General features: G+C 36.4%; 13 protein-coding genes and 1 CRISPR repeat array. Of the genes, 5 read left to right on the plus strand and 8 right to left on the minus strand.

What is annotated here, in order from left to right; all coding sequences use genetic code 11:
• Positions 1-63: 63 nt before the first annotated feature.
• Together H6G68_RS24280 and H6G68_RS24285 are read right to left on the minus strand one after the other, a co-directional pair.
• On the minus strand, positions 64-456 hold the full coding sequence (locus tag H6G68_RS24280; RefSeq protein WP_190908941.1) for a hypothetical protein: 393 nt from the start codon (positions 454-456) through the stop codon (positions 64-66).
• Positions 457-480: 24 nt separating this feature from the next.
• Entirely contained in the window at positions 481-2,088 is a 1,608-nt protein-coding gene (locus tag H6G68_RS24285; protein WP_190908942.1) for an ATP-binding protein, read from the minus strand.
• A 402-nt stretch (positions 2,089-2,490) separates the two neighbouring features.
• Positions 2,491-2,903: direct repeats of the CRISPR family, unit length 37 nt; unit sequence ACCCACCGATTGGGTTAATTCGGAATAATTGGAAACT.
• 44 nt (positions 2,904-2,947) lie between these two features.
• Here H6G68_RS24285 and H6G68_RS24290 point away from each other — a divergent pair.
• Positions 2,948-3,271 carry a hypothetical protein gene (locus H6G68_RS24290; protein ID WP_190908943.1) on the plus strand — a complete coding sequence of 108 codons (324 nt, stop codon included), beginning with the start codon at positions 2,948-2,950 and terminating at the stop codon, positions 3,269-3,271.
• Between the two features lie 62 nt (positions 3,272-3,333).
• Here the strand turns inward: H6G68_RS24290 and H6G68_RS24295 are convergent, their stop codons facing one another.
• On the minus strand, positions 3,334-6,483 hold the full coding sequence (locus H6G68_RS24295) for a Tn3 family transposase (protein ID WP_190908944.1): 3,150 nt from the start codon (positions 6,481-6,483) through the stop codon (positions 3,334-3,336).
• Positions 6,484-6,595: 112 nt separating this feature from the next.
• Positions 6,596-7,489, minus strand: a complete 894-nt coding sequence (locus H6G68_RS24300) for a tyrosine-type recombinase/integrase (protein ID WP_190908945.1) — start codon at positions 7,487-7,489, stop codon at positions 6,596-6,598.
• Positions 7,490-7,591: 102 nt separating this feature from the next.
• Here H6G68_RS24300 and H6G68_RS24305 point away from each other — a divergent pair, with 102 nt between their 5' ends.
• Positions 7,592-8,032, plus strand: a complete 441-nt coding sequence (locus H6G68_RS24305) for a double zinc ribbon domain-containing protein (RefSeq protein WP_190908946.1) — start codon at positions 7,592-7,594, stop codon at positions 8,030-8,032.
• A 23-nt stretch (positions 8,033-8,055) separates the two neighbouring features.
• Positions 8,056-8,625: a plasmid pRiA4b ORF-3 family protein gene (locus tag H6G68_RS24310; protein ID WP_190908947.1), complete on the plus strand. Its 570-nt coding sequence runs from the start codon at positions 8,056-8,058 to the stop codon at positions 8,623-8,625.
• Between the two features lie 163 nt (positions 8,626-8,788).
• Here H6G68_RS24310 and H6G68_RS24315 read toward each other — a convergent pair whose 3' ends face one another.
• The 4 genes from H6G68_RS24315 to H6G68_RS24330 all read right to left on the minus strand — a co-directional run bounded on the left by H6G68_RS24315 (position 8,789) and on the right by H6G68_RS24330 (position 12,872).
• Positions 8,789-9,973 (minus strand): HAMP domain-containing methyl-accepting chemotaxis protein, encoded by a 1,185-nt coding sequence (locus H6G68_RS24315; RefSeq protein WP_190908948.1) that lies wholly within the window; start codon positions 9,971-9,973, stop codon positions 8,789-8,791.
• 160 nt (positions 9,974-10,133) lie between these two features.
• Positions 10,134-11,408 carry a CheR family methyltransferase gene (locus H6G68_RS24320; protein WP_190908949.1) on the minus strand — a complete coding sequence of 425 codons (1,275 nt, stop codon included), beginning with the start codon at positions 11,406-11,408 and terminating at the stop codon, positions 10,134-10,136.
• Positions 11,409-11,412: 4 nt separating this feature from the next.
• On the minus strand, positions 11,413-11,871 hold the full coding sequence (locus H6G68_RS24325; RefSeq protein ID WP_190908950.1) for a chemotaxis protein CheW: 459 nt from the start codon (positions 11,869-11,871) through the stop codon (positions 11,413-11,415).
• Positions 11,872-11,894: 23 nt separating this feature from the next.
• Positions 11,895-12,872, minus strand: a complete 978-nt coding sequence (locus H6G68_RS24330) for a hypothetical protein (RefSeq protein ID WP_190908951.1) — start codon at positions 12,870-12,872, stop codon at positions 11,895-11,897.
• Between the two features lie 373 nt (positions 12,873-13,245).
• Between H6G68_RS24330 and H6G68_RS24335 the strand changes: the two genes are divergently transcribed.
• Positions 13,246-13,482: an HNH endonuclease gene (locus tag H6G68_RS24335; protein ID WP_190908952.1), complete on the plus strand. Its 237-nt coding sequence runs from the start codon at positions 13,246-13,248 to the stop codon at positions 13,480-13,482.
• 210 nt (positions 13,483-13,692) lie between these two features.
• Positions 13,693-16,116, plus strand: a complete 2,424-nt coding sequence (locus tag H6G68_RS27410) for a methyl-accepting chemotaxis protein (RefSeq protein ID WP_242045379.1) — start codon at positions 13,693-13,695, stop codon at positions 16,114-16,116.
• The last annotated feature ends 86 nt before the right edge of the window (positions 16,117-16,202 follow it).

A 16,202-nucleotide genomic window follows, 5' to 3' on the forward strand; every position in this document is an offset into this window, starting at 1 on the left:
GTGAGGATTGCTCTGAATATATTCAAATATACTGCCCATAACGTCTTACCAAAAAATACACTTTTATATTCTTATACCATAATTTAATTCTTTTTCGGAGATGTCTATTGCTTGAAAACGATGGGGGAAATGGCGATCGCTTGTTCTGTCCAAACAAAATAGCGACTTGGGTAAATTACTCGTTGTCTTCTGAATCGGTGGAGACATTTTCATCTGTGCAAACCGTTTTGTCCCCTCCGTAATAAAGGGATAAATCCGATCATTAAACCAGAGTTCTACTGTCACGCAGACTTGCATTCGTTCTTGTTGATCTGCACTGAGAAATTTTTGTTGGTCAGTACAGCTATTTCCTAAGTACATCCCCGCACCAGATTTAAATAATTTCTGTAACTTTTGTAGTGCCTTTTCCTGTGATTCTCCGCTACGTTGTTGGCTTTGAGGTCTAGCTAAAAACAATCTATCCAGACGTTCAAATCGCAGTCAACTAGATGTTTCGCTACTCACGCACTCATAACCCAAATACCAAGCAAAATTAGAAAACACCATTTGCAATGGATAGGCTAAGAAAAAGTCTTTTTCATCCCCTTCGTATCTACCCACGCCTGCAAACCGTTGTAACTCCAACAGCCTTCCTTCCACAATTGCCGTTTCCAACTGGGTGAGATTATTACTTAAAGCACTACTATGGAGATGTTTAGAGTCTACGATAGAAGTATTAGCGATCGCTCTCACGGGATAAATATTTTCAGTATTTTCAATAGTATGTGTTTGTAATAAACGCTGCTTAAACGTTTCGTAGATTGCTATGGCTTGGGGGTCATTTAAACTATTAGCTTGGGATTGAATAATATCAAAAACTTTGATTAATTCTGGTTTAGAAAGAATGCCTGTACCAGCAAAATAACCGTGACGCATGGGAAACTCCGGTAATATTTTATAAGGTTTTAAAACTTTTTCAATATCTTTACGAATTCTATCTTTTTCTGTACGATAGTTGTCAATTACCCCGGCTTGTGCAAGAGAGCGAATTAAAGTGTTCAAGCTACCTACACCCATATCAGCTAAAAAAGGGTAGTGGAGAATAAAGCGGATTGTACCGATTAACCGCCCAAACACCTCTTTGTCTGAATAGGAATGTGTTGCATTTAAAGATATCAATTCATCAGGCTCAAACTTGGGAAAATCTTCACTACAAACTTTTGAATTACTATTAATAATTCCTTCAGCTTCTAGCCATTCTAAATCAGCAGCTATGGCATCTTCCTTAGCATAAATTTCACCCCGCATCTTGGACATAAAAGCAGTAATCTCTTGCAGGGAGTTAGTAAAATCTGGAACATAGCCGAAAATGTTTTCCAGGACTTGAGGCTGAGTTAAATAGAACTCACCAATACCAGGATAGTTAATAATTAAGAATATCAAATACATCAACCGTTCAAAATCCACTAGATGACTATAACGATGGGGTGTTATGTTTGCATGACGATTTTGAACGTTAACAATTTGACGGGGAACACCTGCAATTAATTTAGCAATTTGGTGTTGGGAAAATTCGGGTGAGTTGACATCAATTTTATTCACTGCGGCGAATCCTTCACCATGAATTGGTGGAAAATATTGCAGCATTTTATACATACTTTTAATAATATCTGGGGGAACTTGGCGTTGGCGTTGTTGATTCCACTGAATGCAAATTTCCAAGGGAGTTTTTAAGTACCAGCCAATCCAGTGGAGTTGGGGTAACTCCCATTCTCCAAGTTGGGTTTTGACTTTGAGTAAAAAGTCCATGCGAAAGGAACGCTTACAATTAGTAGCATCGTAGATAACACTTTTATTTAAACTAAATGCAGTACAAATACGGTTAATAGCAGTGGCTTCGATTTTGTGCCATTCCCCTTGAATTGTCGCGTTACCATATAGTTCTTGGCGGATTTCATCAGTAGAGATAATTTCGCAATTTCCCAGGCTGGATAGGAGTTTTGCAAAGGTAGATTTACCGCTTCCTGGTGTCCCGATGAGAAAATGAGCGATGATTGTTTTGGAGTCGGTTTTAGCTGCCTGTTGAGTTTTGCGTCGGGACGTTGACATATAAGGTATGATTTTATAGTTATTTTACTAATTTATTTAAATATGCAAATCAAGTTAAATATTTGAGGTATGTGTTTAATCTTAGTTGGGTATAAATGATAATTTTACATTGCTAGTGCGAATGACCAAGAAGATATTTTGTCAAACTAAGTTTCTATCAAAATCTTTCTGTGTCTAGGTTTTAAGCTATTTTAGGAGATTTTTGTAACATCACTATCGACACCAGTCAGAGAATTACTCAAATCCCTATTCTTTCGTTGAGTGGTGTCGATGGCTTGTTGTGTAAGGGTTTAAGGTATGTGTTTGATTAATTTTCCAGATGGATTTATAATGTTTTTTATAGTAGTGTCGATTTGCGGTCTAAAACCCTTATTGGGTGAGGGCTGCTAGACGAACCTTGGAACCCACCGATTGGGTTAATTCGGAATAATTGGAAACCATCAATGAAAGGCTGAACTCGTTCTGAGTGGGCATTGCCCACCGATTGGGTTAATTCGGAATAATTGGAAACTTTTATTATACTTTCAGGCATCAAAGCAATATCTTTGACCCACCGATTGGGTTAATTCGGAATAATTGGAAACTTGCGGGTGATGGGTTGATTTTGAACAGGAACTGAAACAGAACCCACCGATTGGGTTAATTCGGAATAATTGGAAACTCCAAAGCCCATAAGGGAGATGCTGTCACAATACTTTCTGACCCACCGATTGGGTTAATTCGGAATAATTGGAAACTTCTGAACTCTTTGGAATTAGAATCGTTTTGCAGAGTATCACCCCACCGATTGGGTTAATTCGGAATAATTGAAAACTTGTTTGGAAATTAGTAAATTGAATTGTAATTAGAAAATCAAAAAATGATTCGTTTAATTTTTGTTTTTGCTGTTATTTATTTATCTTTTTCTTGTTCAGCATTACTAGAAGAGGAAAAAACTCAAGAAGTGCGACTATACTGCACTAAAGACACTTTTTCCACAATTAGCATTACATGGAAGAGTAATCACGTAAAGCACAATCGTTTTGTGAACAACAATTGTTTCCTGAAAACTCCCGTCTATGTTGCGAGATACTTATTTTTTAATAGCTTAAAATCTACCCAAGAAGAAGTTATTACAGTTGGTTCTGTAACAGCAAATAGGGGTAGATATAGCGAAGCTGTCACCAGGGGCAAGATAGGCTAAAAGCCTTACAGTGAGAGACTTTTAGACAATGAAGAGTCTTTAGTGATTTTTTAGACATCATCTTAGATCACAGTCTCAATTGGCAACCGTTCCTTCATGTCCAAGCGAAAAGTACCATAAGGATTAACATGAGCCCAAATCAAAGGAGAAAGTGCGCGTAAATCCTCCGGTTTCATCAACTTCATCCATTGAGGCTGTGATAACACCTGCTGGATCATCAAAGTATTCACATACACCAAAGAAATTTGGAGTAAATGTAGAGACAACACCGCCAATTCTTGGTCTTCCAAGCGATTTGTCGCAATCTCCCCACCCTTACCATAAAAAATAAAACTATTGGCACTATTCCAATTTTCCACAACATTTAATCCAGCATTTACCTCCTGTCGCAAATCAACAGAATGTAGATATTGGCACAAAAATATAGTCTTGACTGCCTTACCTAATTCAGCCAAAGCTTGATAAGTAGGGTGTAATAAATTGCCCCTAGTAAAACGCTTCAAAATCGCATCTGTTTCCGCCATACCCAAACGCAGAGCCGTTGCATACTTCACCATTTGGTCATATTGTTGACGAATCAAATCCCAGTTAATAGCACGAGTCAAAACCGATTGCAAATTAGAATAAGCATCATTATTACCAGTTGTGGGGCGATATAACTTCTGAACATTTATCCGTTTAAGACGCGGCATTAATTGAAAATTTAGTAAATGACAAAAAGCAAAAGCCACCTCACTTTGTCCGTGGCTATCAACATAATTCTTCTCAACCTTCATCTCTGTACAATGGCGCAGCAACCCTTCAATCATCGCTGCCACCTCCGAAGAAGAACAAGTTTTCAACTGTGAATAAATACAAACAGAATTCTTCTCAACGTGCCAATAAATCATCACACCACGTCCACCATAGCGGATATGCCACTCAGTCATTAAATTTTGGTCCCAAGAGCCAAACTTTTTAGAATCAGAAGCACAAGCAGTAGTTCCCTCTCCCCAAATCTGTGGACTTCTAGCACGAAAAATCGCATTAGCAATACAAGCAATCGCATTCCGTAACTGGTCTTTCTGAATAAAACGACGCTTTACATACAATAAATCATGATAATTATCATCTCCAATTTCATCACTTAACCGCTTTAATCCCGTATTCGTTCCTAAACCATATAAACAAAGCAATAAACGTTTTTGTAATGTTTCTGGGTCTAAATTTTCTCGTGTAGATACACTTATAAAAAATTCACTGAAATCAACTCGTAAATCAGTTTCTTTGAGAATATCTAAAAGACTAGTCATGCGCCAACGACGGAGAATTTCAGCTTTTAACCGTCCCAAATTACTAGGTTCAGCTTGTGGCTCTAAAGGAGAAACCGAAATTCGAGAGTTACCCTTGGTTTTAATCTTCACCAACTGATTTTGAGGAATTCCTAGATCCAATAACGTCAATGCTTCGTGCATCTGCTGCTGTAAATTAGCAATAAATACTTCCACATCTGACGGTTGTTTCAACGCTTGAAAGTATTCCTCCCTTTGTGCCTCAAAATCTGCCGGTAAATCTTCTTCAGGATTGCGATAACGATTAGCACCCACCACCCAAATTTCTTTACAGCGGAGTTTTTCTCTTAATGCTTGCAGGACACTTAATTCATAGTTAATCCGATTAACTATTATTTCCCCATCTGCATTATTTTCTAAGATAATTTCTTGCCAGCCACTCCGCAAAACTCCATCAATGGGTATCTCTTCACCAGTTTCATAATAACGCTGTTTACTGTCTGCATATTTTTTCAGTAATTCTAAAGCTTGAATTACAGGACGATGAACTTCATTATTAGAGCGGAATTCTAACTCATGCAAAATTAAGGGGAGAATTCGGCGATAATATCCTCCATAAGAAGCTCTCATCACCGTATAAACTTTTTCGCGGTAAGCATTCCCTGTAGATTTATATTCTTTTACCAAATTCTTGAGTGTTACTTCACTTACCACAGGGAAAATAACATCTTTAATTGTACCATCTGGTTGATTTAAAGATGCTTCTGCCATTTGATAGAGTAGATTATTCTTACCATGAACTCGTTTAAAATCGTTCAGCAGTTCTTTGTCTATTCGTTTCTCTGCATTCGCTCCTATCCGATGTACAATTTGGATGAGAAGTTCCACTAAGTTATCTGTAACTTCTTGACTTCTGAGCCAACAAAAAGCTGCAAAGAGAGTGTAACGAATAGCATCTGGGTGACGACGTAAATCACGAGGATGTTCAACAGCTACTCTGGCTTTGTAGATTTGAAGAACTTTGGTAGGAATTTTCTTAAATAAGTCTGCGGGTAAATCTAACTGTCGAAAAAGCTCTAATTTAGCTATTTCTTTTTGAAAGCTTTCTACACCAATTCTCCCCGGATCTGTTTTTAAGTCAGCCCATGTAGAAGTTTCAGTTTTTGAAGTGGATGTACTGCTTTGTTCAGTAGATGTATTATTTAAATGTGGAGATGATTCTACCTTTAATTCTGAGGATAATTCTGTTGTTTGTGCAGATGAATCTGTCTCTATTTGTAAAGATGGTTTTGTGTCTAATGGTAGGGATAAATCTGTTTTAAATTGTGGCGACGATTCTACATCTAACTGTGCAGATGACTCTGCATCTAATTGTGGAGAGGAATCAGATAACTTTAATAAATTGTCTATTTGTTCTTTAGATTTGCTAGATAACTGTTCACATATTTGACGAAAAAAGTTTTCCTCAAAAGTCCGCAAAGCCGAACGAATTATCCGTTCTAATCTTAAAAAAGTTGGCGGTTCAATTTTCAATTCACGTAAATGAGTTAATGCGGCTAATTTTAATTGTTCAAATTTTAATTCATAAATTAGTGCTTGTTCAGTCAACCAATTAGCAAGTTCTCTGGCATCACTAACTTGAGCTTGTCGAAATCCCAAATACTCTCGAATTTGAGCGCGATGATATTTTATAGAGCGTCCTTGCCAATCATAATCTTGATATCTTTCTGACTTGATATCTAAAAGTTTGGCAACATAATTAACAACAGAAGCCGGGATTTCCTGTGGTTTCTCTGGAAATCTGGCATTGAAAAGAAAGAATTTGAGTAATAAAGCGAAACCCAAGCGATTTTGGTCATTTTTCTGGGTTAATAACTCTAATTCGTTAGGTACTAGTGTCCAATGTTCTACTAGTTCGGACGGTAGCCAGTTCTTTTTCATCAAGTCTCAGTTGGCAATTACAGAGTATTGCTTATACTCTGTATTAATTTGTCTGTTAAAGCTTTCAGGCTATAAATATATAGTTTTTTAAGCTAGTGTTTAACCTAGTTTGTTATGTATTTAAAGTCAAGATATTTAAAGCTTTTTTGGCAACTTCTTCGGCTCTGGCACTGGTAACTTTCTGATAGCGTAAGGTTGTCTGGATGCTACTATGTCCCATTAAGGCACGAAGTTCTTCAATACCCATTAATCCTACTCTTTCAGTGGCGAAAGTATGCCGTAAGTCATGTAATCTGACATCTTTTAACTCTTCACAGCTAGAAGTAATTTTCACCCAATCTGCGTGTACTGCTTCATAGCTGACTCTAGTGACAAGATTTGAAAACTGCTGTTGAGCGGTGAACAGGGCGGGACTATTTGTGTATCGATAATACTTGATATACTTTTTGAGAGCTTCTTCTGTATCTTGGCTGTAAAAGCACCAGCGTTGTTTATTTCCTTTGCCAATTACCTGAAATTTACGTTCTTCTTGATTGACATCGGATAATGACAGTCCCAGTAATTCGCTAATTCTTGCTCCAGTCCGATGTAGTAAGTGAACTATTGCTTCTAATCGTGGGTTTGATTTTACCAATTCGTACATAATTGATAGTTGAGATTGACTCAGATAGCGACTCACTTCATCTGTTTTATGTTCTCCTAGTTGACGTTGGGGTTTTCGTGAAGGCAATTTATTGATGGGATTAAATTTAATGTAACTTTCTGCCACTGCAAAGTTAAATAATGCACTGATAATTGATTGGTGACGATTATGGGTGCTGTACTTTAAGTTACTTAAGTTGTTGAGGTAATCAATGAGGATTTGTCGGGTGATTAATTCTATGGGCAGTCTCCCATATTCGGAGAGCAATGGTAATAGGGTTAATTCATAAGTCCGAACTATGCTAGTTGCTAAACCTTGTTTAGCTAAAAAGGCTGTGGTTACTTGTGCTAATGTTACTGTCATTTTCTCTCTCCTTTTTTTAGTAACATGAGCTTTGATGATTATCTAATTATTGATTATCATGGCATAATTTAAAATATACTTAAATGTATATTTTTCTGAATCATGAGTCTCCCCTATCCTCAAGAATCGTTAGGTGAATATATTAGGAGATTGCGGACTGGTTGCGGGATGAGTCAGTTGGAACTGGCCAGTATTGCTGATGTTCACATTCAAAGTCTGGGGAAGATTGAGAGGGGTAAGACTACTAAGCTGAATCAGAAAACGATGCGTGGGTTAGCTTATGCTTTGCAAATTCCTTCTGAATATTTAGATTCAGTGGTTAAGCAGATTCCGATTCAGGATAATGCAATTATCAAGTTTTGTCCCTGTTGCTGGTCTCCTGGAAGTCCACCGGAAGCAATATGGACTCATATTCGCTCTCAGTATTGTTTTCTTTGTGGGACTAAGTTGCGTAATAATTGTGCTAATTGTCATGAACCAATTACTTCTTTGAAGTTCCGGTTTTGCCCTTACTGCGGTTCTCCGTATAAAGCACAAATTTAATATCTGAAATTAAGCAATCAGCTATGGTAACGAGAAAATCTGCTTCTTCTCAAACTCAAACTGTTTATCAACTCAAAATCACTCTCAAGGGCATTCGACCGCCAATTTGGAGAAGGGTACAGGTATTAAGTACGACTACTCTTCAAAAGTTACATCTAATTGTGCAAGAGGCAATGGGTTGGGATAATTATCATATGCATTCATGGACTATTGCTGGTGTTGATTACGGTCAATCTCAACCGGATTTTGATGTGCGTTCGGAGAATGCTGTCAAGCTAAGTCAGGTGGTTAAGGGTGAGAAGTTCAAGTTCTCCTATACTTACGATTTTGGGGATAGCTGGGAACACGAAATTTTGGTGGAAAAAGAGTTGCCATGTTCAATGGATACTAAATATCCTGTATGTATTACTGGGAAGCGTGCTTGTCCTCCTGAAGATTGTGGTGGTTCTTGGGGTTATGCTGAGTTGCTGGAAATTATTGCAGATCCATCACATCCAGAATATGAGGAAAGGATAGAGTGGGTGGGTGAAAGTTTTAATCCAGATGTTTTCGATGTCAATCAAGTGAATAAAATGTTGCAGGATTTGCAATAATATCTCAGTATTATTTTCATATTTTTGGTAGGTCACTCCGTAGAGTTTTTTTAGGGGTAAATTATATATTCAGTATTTATACTTGACTTGAAGCACGAGTTCTGAAACCCAGTCTTGGCAATACTTTCAGCCTATCTTGCCCCTGGTGACAGCTTCGCTATATCTACCCCATCTTGACTAAATTTCTTGAGGTAGCAGCAATTTCTTGAGCAGTAGCTGTGACTTCATGGGTAGAAGCGAGTTGTTCTGTAACTGTTGCTTCTAGCTGTTTTCCAGATGCAGCAATTTGTGTAGATGAGGTGGTAATCTGGACACCAGACTGTTGAATACTTTTAATTAAGGAGTTTAAATCCTTATTCATCGTATAAAACGCACTTTGCAATTTACCGATTTCGTCTTGGTGTCCAGATAACTCAATTTGCATCGTCAAATCACCTGTAGATATTTTTTGGGCAACATTGACCAACTCAGCAATTTTGGCAGCTACTGTGTAAAAGGCTGTTTGCAGTTTGGCAATTTCGTCTTTACCTTCCGATGATTGTTGTGTAGTTAAATTACTAGTAGCTATATTGTTAGAAATTTTTACTAACTCTTCAACCTGATTAACTATAGGTTTACTTAAAACAACGCCTAAAATAATTGCAGTTAATGGACCTATGATTACAGCAATAATCATCAAAAAAGAACCAGTAGCCGCATCTTGTTGACCTACTTTATAAGTCGCAATTCCAAGGCTTTCATTTAGCTTAATATCTTCTAATAATAATTTGGTTGCAGCTTCAAATGAAGGACGATTATCTTTAGCTTGTTGTCGCAGTTGTTCGTACACAACCTTAGCTTTATTGACTAGTTCCATTTCTGGAGAATTGGCTTTATTTTGCTTAATCAGTTCCAACTCCTTATCTAGAGGATTGACAATACCCAATATCTCAAACTGTTGGTTAATTTGTAGCAATTTTTCATGATTTTCTTTCCACTCATTCCATTTGCTTAAAAGTTGTTCATATAACTTCTTCTTGTCATCATTTTTCTCAGTCGGTTCATACTGTTTAAACCCGCTGTCAATTTGTTCCCAAGCCTGTTTAATTCTTACTACTTCTGCATTTCTTTCTGTTATCAATAGTTTTTGATCGAGTAGAGCTTTCTCTGAAGATTCAATTTGGGTTTGCCCTTCATTAATTTTCCACAGCCCCATAATACTGGGTATACTGTTAGTGCTGAGAGTGTTAATAGCACTGCTCAGTTTGATATTCACACTCCAACCCATTAATGACACTACCAGAACAATTGCACCAATAAATAAAAACGCACCGATTAAGCGTTTTTGTAAACTCATGTTATTCAGCATAAAAGTACTGTAATTTCTCCTAATAATTAAAACATCCTCTAACAAACAGCTATAGTTTGGTTTTATTTAATGCAATATAGTAATAGCATCAATCGCCATGATTTTTACGGCGTTTGAAATTATTAATTTCGAGCATATTCCAACCTTCCAATTTATTCTCCTATTCTCTATTTCCCAACCTTTGCAGACGTTGACGTAAAATTGTAGCTTTTACCATATCTCCTCTTTGTTCTTTTAGCAAGATTAAATGCAATAATGCTTGAAAATTTTTACCATCAAGGTAAATAGCCTTTTGGAAGCATACCTCTGCTTGTGCTTCTAGCCCTTGCGCCTGATAAACTTGACCTAGTAACACATAAGCTTCTGCACTAGTAGAATTCTCTTGCAAATAAGTTCGACATCGAGATACCGCTTCGCTTAAATTTCCTTGGTCTGCTAAATTACGAATTGCGTCTAAACTGAGTTTCGACAGTTCTGTTAGCTTTTTATGGCTGTTGACAATATCTTGATTTTGAGTAGTTTGTTTATTGTTAATTTTAGAATCAACAATAGAAATCGTTAGTTGTGTTGTTTGAGAAGTAATAGTTTTTGACGATTGAGGATTATTTTGTATATGATCGTTGGGTAACTTGTTTGACTTGAAGTCTGTTTTCCTGCCAATAAAACCAGAAGCTAGGCGGATGACTTCAAAACCTAAGTTGCTTAATTCTCCTGTCTCTGAAGCACCAACTAATAATATTCCTTGTTTTTTTAATAAGCGATGTAAGTTTTTTAAGGCGATTTGTCTAGCTGTACTATCAAAATAGATTAAAACATTACGACATAAAATAATATCATAAGGCGCTCTATCTAATAAAAAATCTGGATTCAGTAAATTGCCTTGATGGAAGTTAACGGCAGTTTTTACTTGTTCAACCAACTGATAACCTTTATTTATGGGAGTAAAATATCGTTGTTGGAATTCGTTAGTAGTACTGCGAAAAGAGTTCCGACTATAAATAGCTTTTCTTGCTTTCTCTAAAGCTTTGTTGCTGATATCTACTGCATCAATCTGAAACTGACTTTTAACCAATCCCAAATCTAATAGTGTCATAGCCAGAGAGTAAGGTTCTTCCCCAGTAGAACAAGGAACGCTTAACAAGCGTAGTCTACTGGTATAAGATTTGGACAACCACTCTTGACGGATGTAGTAAGCCAGAAAATCAAAGGGTTGTTTATCCCGATAAAACCAAGTTTCCATTACAACAATCAGTTCTATTAGCTCGTCCAATTCCTGTGAAGAGGTGTGTAAAATTTGCCAATAGTCATTGATATTACTTGCATCACAAATAGTACAACGATTTTCTATAGCTCTGGCAATTTTGCGAGAGCCAATAATATTGGGAGCCACCCCAATTGTTTGTCGTAATAGCTTCGAGATTTCTGCCAAACTCATTAATTTAGCCTTCTCCTGCTGTTAATAAATAAGTATTTTGTGCGTCTGTAAATAATTTATCTAAACGTATGTATTGTATAATCCCTTTTTCGTTCACCAGTATTCCGCCTAGATATGGTGCTTCTTTGACGCGAATACCAGAATCTATTAACTCAGTTTGGGGCTGGTTGAAAGTCTCTGTGACTCTTTCTGCAACTAAGCCCAAGTATTGACGTGTCCTCTCTTGACGAGGGTAGTTAACCATAATAATTCGAGTACTCAAACAAAAACGGCTGGGTGTACCACGAATTAAATGGCACAGGTCAATCACAGGTACAATTGCACCTCGGTACTGAAATAAACCAGCTACATACTCTGGTACATGATGTACTTTTCGCAGCGATACTCTAGGTATAACTTCGACTACAGCAGCACTTTCAACAGCATATAAATCATCACCTACTGATAGAAGTAGCATTAACATAGTTGTGTTTATTAATTCATCTTTTAGGCTAGTATTTGTATTGTACTGAGTAAACGCTCGAATTCAAAAAACTTAATCAGGACTTCTAAAGAAGCTTCTGGATCTCTAGGGGTAGTTGCTGCAATTTCTTGAATAATTTGTATATTTAAATACTTAAATGTAGTTTGGCGTAAAGTTAATATTGCTACTTCTGGGAAACCTCGTAATTCATAGCTGAGGCGATGCAACCGCGATTTTGCAAAATTCACTTGAAACTGGGCGCGTCTGAGCAACCGTTGTCTGATGTTCTCGTATAGTTCTGGGTCATCTGTGGCAAGAGTTTGTATTTGATGATTTTGAATAATCGGAATGATGTCAGGATTTTCTTCCAAAAATAGTAAACTACTTTCTTTGTTATAGGCTGCTATTCCCTCCATACCTAATCCACCAATATCTGCTAAAGCGATGATGCGAGCTATATGTGAGATATTTTGGTTAGTGTCATATAGAGAAGGCTGATAGATACTTTGGTCTGTGGGGTCATAAAGGCAAATTGTGGCAGAAATAGCTTCTTGGATAATTGATAAATCTGCGTTTGTGAATAGCGCTATACTTTTGGGATTAGATGCAGATATTTGTTGATTTAAATCTTGGATATAGTCCAACAGCCTTTCAATAGTTACATATTCACTCACACTGGCTTCTCGTCGCCTGGGAGTCAATGGTGGGTTGGGTATGAAGATTTGTATCATGTCATGAGCGATCGCACACAAATCTACTAATAGTTCCATTCTGGTGATACTTTCATCTGCAATAAGCAAATAAGGGGTAATTGTCTGAAAAATTAACCCAGCACGCTGTTTTACACCCATTACATGGTCGATTGTGTGGTAATAGAGCTGTTTTTGAGCAATTTCCCGCTCAAATTCTGACAAAACAAATTGGTTCACCCTAACTACAGCCTCCGCAAATGTTCTGGGGATAGGGGGTAACTTTAAGTCTTGTTGCTTGGTCAAACTCATATCATCGTCTTGATTTATTACAGGTATACAAGTGTTTTAACTTATTTAGGACTAACCCTTTCAAGGTGACACATAAAGATACATTGTTTCAGTGCGATCATTCTGAGTTATGTGCTCAAATTTTGGGATTTTTGAAGATTGGTTGTTTCAACCTTCAAAAAACTCAAAATATGAGCGGAAGATTCAAGATGATAGCACTGTAACGACGTATTTCCGTTAGTCACCTTGAAAGGGCTAGTCCTATAATCGTAGGGGTTCCCTTTTTTCTCTTTGGGGGTCATCTCACAAAATCGCGTTGCTCCCCCAGGAACAGTTCAAACGTCATAACGCATTTTGAACGAAATTCATAAAAAGTAATGAATTTTTAACGGCGATGACGTTTGAAGTTGAGCACATTCGCCCCCTTTCGCTTGGTGGGGAAGCGATATTTGAAAATCTTTGTTTTGCCTGTCCGTCTTGTAATCGCTATTGGCACCGTTATTTATTTTTAAGCTATTTGCGATCGCATTCTCCCTTTAGCCAAACTCCGCACTTAGGCATCCACCTATCAGTGAAGATACCAACGACAAATCAAAAACAATACCTTCGCCAATTTACAAGGGTAAGCTGATATCTCAATGCCCTTTTAACAATAAGTCCTAAAAATTACTTCAAGGTTTCCGGCTAGTTTATTTGTGGCAGCAGGGATTATAAGAGTGATATGATATCCGGCACAGGGTGCTGAGTGGTAGTTTTTGAGTTGTCGTTGTGAAAGACAATAACTCAACTACGAAACGCTCTATGCCTTCATACTCTTCTCTTAACAACGGTATTGATTCATATGAAACAGTTTCACCATTTAAGCACTAAGCTTCAATTACAAACAATACTTCTACTAGTTAGCTTTAGCTCAATTTTTATTGTAGTTTATTTCGGTTTAATATGGGCAAAAGAATCTTTAAAAGTACAAATCTTCAATCAATTAACCAGTATCAGAAATACTAAGTCTTACCAGATAGAGTTTTATTTCCAAACCCTGCGTAATCATGTCGAAACCCTTACGGAAGATAAAATGTTTGTAGAAGCAATGATTGAATTTGATCAAGCTTTTAAAAAAATCAATAACCAGAGTATTCCTCAAGATTGGGATGAAAAAATTATCACTTTTTATCAAAAAGATTTTTTACCCCGTCTTAGTAGCTCTAACTTTCAAAAAAATAATTTATCTGCATATAAGCCATCTAATAGTGTTGCCAGCTATTTACAATATCATTATTTAGCTAATAATCCCTATTCAGTAGGACAAAAGGATAAACTCATAGCTGCACCAGATGGCAGTGAATATAGTAAAGTTCATAGTAAATATCATCAACTGTTTAAAAAATTGATTGAAAAATTTGGTTATTATGATTTATTCTTGATTAACCCAAAGACTAGCGAGATTGTTTATACAGTTTATAAAGAAATTGACTTCGGTGCAAGTTTAAATACAGGAATACTTGCACAAACTAATTTTTCTAAATTAGTAAATACAATTAAGAAAAATCCTAATCGTGGTGTGGTTCAGATAGTAGATTATCAACCCTATCAACCATCTTATATGGCTCCTGCTGCTTTTGTAGCTGCACCTATTTATAACGGTGAAAATTTAGTAGGTATCCTGGCTATTCAATTACCTATAGATCAAATTAACCGAGTTTTGACAAGTAATAATAACTGGCAAAATGATGGTTTAGGAAATACTGGTGAAACCTATATAGTAGGTTATGATTTATTGATGCGTTCAAATTCTCGACTTTTATTGGAAGATAGTCAAGCTTATATCAACATCTTAAAATTGCAGAATGTTTCAGATGAAACTATCCGGTTATTAGAACAGCTAAAAACTTCAATTTTTTTACAAATGGTTAATACAGAGTCTGCAAGATTAGCCATTAAACAGCAATCAGGTACACTCATTATTAACCAAAATTATCAAGGTAAAGCCGTCCTTAGCTCTTACGCACCTTTAAAAATTGCAGGTGTTAATTGGGCTATTATTTCCGAACTGGGTTTATCAGAAGCATATCAACCTATTTATAACTTACAACGAGTATTAATCATTGCAACTATAGTTTTAGCATTAGTAATTGCTATTTTAGCTAACTTCTTAGCTCATAAGTTTGTAAACCCTATTGAAGAATTAGTTAAGGTTTCTAACACCATTGCTAATAGTAAAATGCAACAAGCTGAAGAAAAAAACGAAATAATTAACCTTCAAATTGCTTTGAAAAAAGTAGCTAATAAAATTTCTGAATTAGTCGAGATTTCCCAAAAAATTGCTAGTGGTGATTTAACAATATCAATCCAAACGTCTGAATATAAAGATGAAATAGGAAAACTTCACAATGCTTTTTATGCCATGAATCAAGATTTAAAATCCTTGATAACTAGTATTCAAAACTCAAGTGAAAAAATTACAACATCAAGTACACAGATAGCTACCTCTGGCAAACAATTAGAAATAACAGTTAGTGAGCAATTAGCTTCTACCAATAAAGTTGCTGCTACTTCACAAAAAATTGCTGCTACATCCAAAAACTTAGTCAACATGATAAACAAAGTTGAAGATATAACTAAAATGACATCCACTGCTGCTAGTCAAAGCAAAGATGAATTAGAAGAAATGAAGAGGATTGTTCAATATTTACTAGAAGCTACCAAGTCTCTTACTTCTAAATTAGATATTATAAACAAAAAATCCGTTAATATTAATAATGTTGTTGTGACAATCAATAAATTTGCTACTCAAACAGATATTCTATCATTAAATGCAGCTATAGAAGCAGCCAAAGCAGAGCAATATGGTGCAGGTTTTGCAGTTGTGGCGGCAGAAATTCGGCGTCTAGCGAATCAAACTGCTATTGCTACTTTAGAAATACAGCAAGTCATTCAAGATATGCAAACAGCAGTTTCAGTGGGTATAATGGAAATGGATAATTTTACTGACTCAGTTAATAATAGTGCCAAGCAAGTGAATTTAATTAGTAATAAAATTGTTAAAGTTATTCATCAAGTCGAAAGCTTGCCCCCACAATTTAGACAAGTTAGCAAAAGTATGGAAGAACAGTCTCAGGAGGCAATACAAATTAGTGAGGTAATGGCACAATTAAGTGAAGCTTCTGAGCAAACAGTTGATGCACTGCGAGAAACAAATAATTCTTTAGAAGAGTTAGAAGATGCCTCGCGCTTATTAAAAGCAGAAAGTTCTCGATTTCAAATATAGGTAGTGGTAAATATGTAGTGATAATAAAATGTAAAAAAGCAGCAAGCTATATCGCAATATTGTATTGCTTTGCTCCAACTAGAAAA

This window comes from Anabaena catenula FACHB-362, from assembly GCF_014698735.1.
GTDB lineage: Bacteria > Cyanobacteriota > Cyanobacteriia > Cyanobacteriales > Nostocaceae > Anabaena > Anabaena variabilis_A.

Excerpts from the sequence above, each read along its gene's own strand:
- H6G68_RS24325 (WP_190908950.1), bottom strand. The coding sequence starts at position 11,871 with ATGTTAATGCTACTTCTATCAGTAGGTGATGATTTATATGCTGTTGAA.
- H6G68_RS24305 (WP_190908946.1), top strand. The coding sequence starts at position 7,592 with ATGAGTCTCCCCTATCCTCAAGAATCGTTAGGTGAATATATTAGGAGA.
- H6G68_RS24285 (WP_190908942.1), bottom strand. The coding sequence starts at position 2,088 with ATGTCAACGTCCCGACGCAAAACTCAACAGGCAGCTAAAACCGACTCC.
- H6G68_RS24315 (WP_190908948.1), bottom strand. The coding sequence starts at position 9,973 with ATGCTGAATAACATGAGTTTACAAAAACGCTTAATCGGTGCGTTTTTA.
- H6G68_RS24290 (WP_190908943.1), top strand. The coding sequence starts at position 2,948 with ATGATTCGTTTAATTTTTGTTTTTGCTGTTATTTATTTATCTTTTTCT.
- H6G68_RS24295 (WP_190908944.1), bottom strand. The coding sequence starts at position 6,483 with ATGAAAAAGAACTGGCTACCGTCCGAACTAGTAGAACATTGGACACTA.
- H6G68_RS24330 (WP_190908951.1), bottom strand. The coding sequence starts at position 12,872 with ATGAGTTTGACCAAGCAACAAGACTTAAAGTTACCCCCTATCCCCAGA.
- H6G68_RS27410 (WP_242045379.1), top strand. The coding sequence starts at position 13,693 with ATGAAACAGTTTCACCATTTAAGCACTAAGCTTCAATTACAAACAATA.
- H6G68_RS24310 (WP_190908947.1), top strand. The coding sequence starts at position 8,056 with ATGGTAACGAGAAAATCTGCTTCTTCTCAAACTCAAACTGTTTATCAA.
- H6G68_RS24320 (WP_190908949.1), bottom strand. The coding sequence starts at position 11,408 with ATGAGTTTGGCAGAAATCTCGAAGCTATTACGACAAACAATTGGGGTG.
- H6G68_RS24300 (WP_190908945.1), bottom strand. The coding sequence starts at position 7,489 with ATGACAGTAACATTAGCACAAGTAACCACAGCCTTTTTAGCTAAACAA.
- H6G68_RS24335 (WP_190908952.1), top strand. The coding sequence starts at position 13,246 with ATGACGTTTGAAGTTGAGCACATTCGCCCCCTTTCGCTTGGTGGGGAA.